The following is a 2,918-nucleotide window of genomic DNA, read 5'->3' on the forward strand; positions in this document are numbered from 1 at the left end:
ACGTTGCACGGCTGCAGGAAGCTTGCATCAGCGATGCAAATCCGTTGCACGGCTGCAGGAAGCTTGCATCAGCGATGCAAATCCGTTGCACAGCTGCAGGAAGCTTGCATCAGCGATGCAAAGCTGTTGCACGGTTGCAGGAAGCTTGCATCAGCGATGCAAAGCTCTTGCACGGTTGCAGGAAGCTTGCATCAAACAAGCCCCAAAGCGCCTGACGCAAATAAGAAACAAGCCCACATCACTCTTATTTTTAAAGCACTTAAGGCGGTAAACGTTTACTAAATGTTTATATATTTGGTCTTTATTAAATATATCACATACTAGTGGGGTATATGTTAGTTGGATTCAATATATAGGATATGACAAAAAAAGTAAGATATAATATGAGTATGATGTTAGATGTGGGTTGTAAAAATTTTGCAGAAACGGCACTAACAGAAAACGACTTTAATGATAGAATTAACATTTCTCAGAAAAATATGGCAGCTTTAATTTTTGGTTATACTTCTATTGAAGCATTCATTAATGAGGTGATTTCCATCTCTGAAGTAAGTAATAAACTATCTAAACCAAAAGAATATTTCGACTCTATAATTGAATTAGGGAAAAAACTATCTATTAAAGACAAGTATAATTTATTAGCAATACTTTTAGACGTAGAACTATGGGACAGTTCTTCCGAGCCTTTTCAATCCTTTGAAATAATACAGACTATTAGAAATGAAGTAATACACCATAAAGGAAACTGGCATGAACATGGAGGGATTCCAATTAAAAAACTAAAGCCAGTATTTGACAAATTTAAATTAAAGTCACTTTCTACAAGTTGGCAAAGTGAGTTATTTCTATGCAATGACTTTGGGGCATGGATTTATGAGAAATCTAATGCAATGAGAAAACAAATTCATGAAAAAATACTCAGAAAAATAGAAGAATAAATACAGCACCCAACACGCTAGAATAAAGCATATAGCAATAGTAGTTATTTGGGGCGTTAGTAGTTACGACGGACACCGCCAAATCTTTGATTTGGCTTTAGAAGAGAAAAGATAAAAACAAATAAAAGATTTGGCTCAGTGGTATTTTGGAAGATTTGGTTCGTTAAATCGCCATACCCTTCATCTAGCAAACCGTTGCCAACTATATTGAAGAGTAAGTGATGGAAATGAAATTAATAGAAAGAATAACCTATGTAACGTATTGGATTAATATAATTGCAGTTGTGTTATATTTTATAGGACTTCCTGTATCAATAATAATTGCACCAGAAGTATTTAATGAAATTGCTGCAAATAAAGGGCATAATACATATAACTATTTATTGACGATTCTTGCATTTATTGTTTTCGGACATTGGGTTTATTGTCTATGGTTTTTATTCAAGTATGACAGGTATTCAAAATCAATATTTCCACTAATTTTCTTTAATGCTCTTTATGCACCTATTTATTACTATCGGGTAAAAATAAAGAAAAGACCACTACGGAATAAAATTCATAAACCTCAACAGGGAATAGTTAATACAGAAGAATCTATTAAAGAGGAGGATTTTAGTATCCTTACTAAGGATAGTATATTAGAATCACTTCATTTGTGGAGCTCAGTCTCTGAACAGTTAAGGTTGCGAGAGTTTTACTCGAGCAAAGAGGTGTCGTGCGAACTGTTTGATTATTGGAGTTCTTATGTTTTGACAGACGATGAGATTCTTACAGAAGTCTTTAGTGTTAAGGGAAAAGAGTTCTTAGAAGAGTTTAATAATGCAATTGCTTCTGTTGAAAGCAAGTATAACAATGACTTCCCAGAAATAGAAAAGTTCATAGAAACTGAAGACTGGAAGAGTCTTAATGCTTTGGCAAAAAAAGTCATAGAAAAGATTGAAAGAGAAAATGCGGTTGGCAATAACTAAGTGTCCTGCCTGTTTGCAAAACAAAAGTTGGATACATTATTGATGAAAACGGCATGTTTATCAGTTATGGTTTTTGCTATAAGTTATCTATATATTGAAAGGGCCATTGGCCTCTTTTTTTTGTTTAGCTAGGTCTATACTAAATTAACATTGTCACATTCTAGGGTTTAATAATATGCTCAACTCTTGATTCCCATTATTAATACCTAGATAATGTTTGAAGTTTGTTCTTTAAAGTGTTTCAAGTATATAAATGATGAATTATATCAATTACATCAAATTTCATATTTATATGAGCCGAATCAGTCAAGGTTGATTCTTATATGATTTTTTGTTGATGAACAGCGAGTTCAAATATTCTAAATTATGACAGATAAACAACTACAGCAAATAGCTGAAATGGGTGAGAAGTTCAGTGGTGATGGTATCTTTTTTACAGATGCAGTTGTGATTATTTTGGAAAAACTAGCAGCTGAAATAAAATTTTCTATGCGTTTTGGGAAAACAATGATAAAGCTTTATACCCTTGAATCTAATATGCTTTTCGCCTAAATTCTTTTCAGAAAGAGTTGGGGTCATTGTATCGCTATTTGTTTTTGTTCTGATAATGAACTAAGCGATGAAAGCATAGTGCAAGCTCATTTACCACCAAAGGCAGAGGAGGGCTTAAAAGCGTATAAAATAAGTATAAATACACTTGACCAGTTAGATAATCAATTACATAATTGGCTTATCTATTCCTATAAAATAAGGGTAAGGGTATGACCAATGAGGGGTATTATTAAAATCAATACATTTTGCTGAATCTAAGATTAACCCAACAGACGTTTGAAAAGGGTTATCGGTATCATTTTTATTAATAAAAAATCAATGTTGTCCTAATTAAATTTTCACTCAAGCCGTGAAGGCTTCTACTTTTTTCTACAGTCAAAAAAGTAGACAAAAAAACCGTCGACTACACCCATTTCACTCAAAAAACTAGGTTTCATGACTGAAATTGTTTTAAACTCGC

Annotated in this window: 4 protein-coding genes; all 4 read left to right on the forward strand. The window is 33.1% G+C overall.

The window, feature by feature from the left end; all coding sequences use genetic code 11:
• On the forward strand, positions 1-282 hold a 282-nt coding region (locus A8B35_RS23630), incomplete at its 5' end, for a hypothetical protein (protein WP_222844196.1).
• 77 nt (positions 283-359) lie between these two features.
• Positions 360-938: a hypothetical protein gene (locus A8B35_RS20785; protein ID WP_068475498.1), complete on the forward strand. Its 579-nt coding sequence runs from the start codon at positions 360-362 to the stop codon at positions 936-938.
• Between the two features lie 221 nt (positions 939-1,159).
• On the forward strand, positions 1,160-1,906 hold the full coding sequence (locus tag A8B35_RS20790; protein WP_068475499.1) for a hypothetical protein: 747 nt from the start codon (positions 1,160-1,162) through the stop codon (positions 1,904-1,906).
• 366 nt (positions 1,907-2,272) lie between these two features.
• Positions 2,273-2,458, forward strand: coding sequence for a hypothetical protein (locus A8B35_RS20795; protein WP_068475501.1), 186 nt, complete (start codon positions 2,273-2,275; stop codon positions 2,456-2,458).
• Positions 2,459-2,918 lie beyond the last annotated feature (460 nt).

It is taken from the genome of Saccharicrinis aurantiacus (genome assembly GCF_001660705.2).
Classification (GTDB): domain Bacteria; phylum Bacteroidota; class Bacteroidia; order Bacteroidales; family Marinilabiliaceae; genus Saccharicrinis; species Saccharicrinis aurantiacus.

Coding starts and splice junctions, on each gene's coding strand:
- A8B35_RS20790 (WP_068475499.1), top strand. CDS start 1,160: ATGGAAATGAAATTAATAGAAAGAATAACCTATGTAACGTATTGGATT.
- A8B35_RS20785 (WP_068475498.1), top strand. CDS start 360: ATGACAAAAAAAGTAAGATATAATATGAGTATGATGTTAGATGTGGGT.
- A8B35_RS20795 (WP_068475501.1), top strand. CDS start 2,273: ATGACAGATAAACAACTACAGCAAATAGCTGAAATGGGTGAGAAGTTC.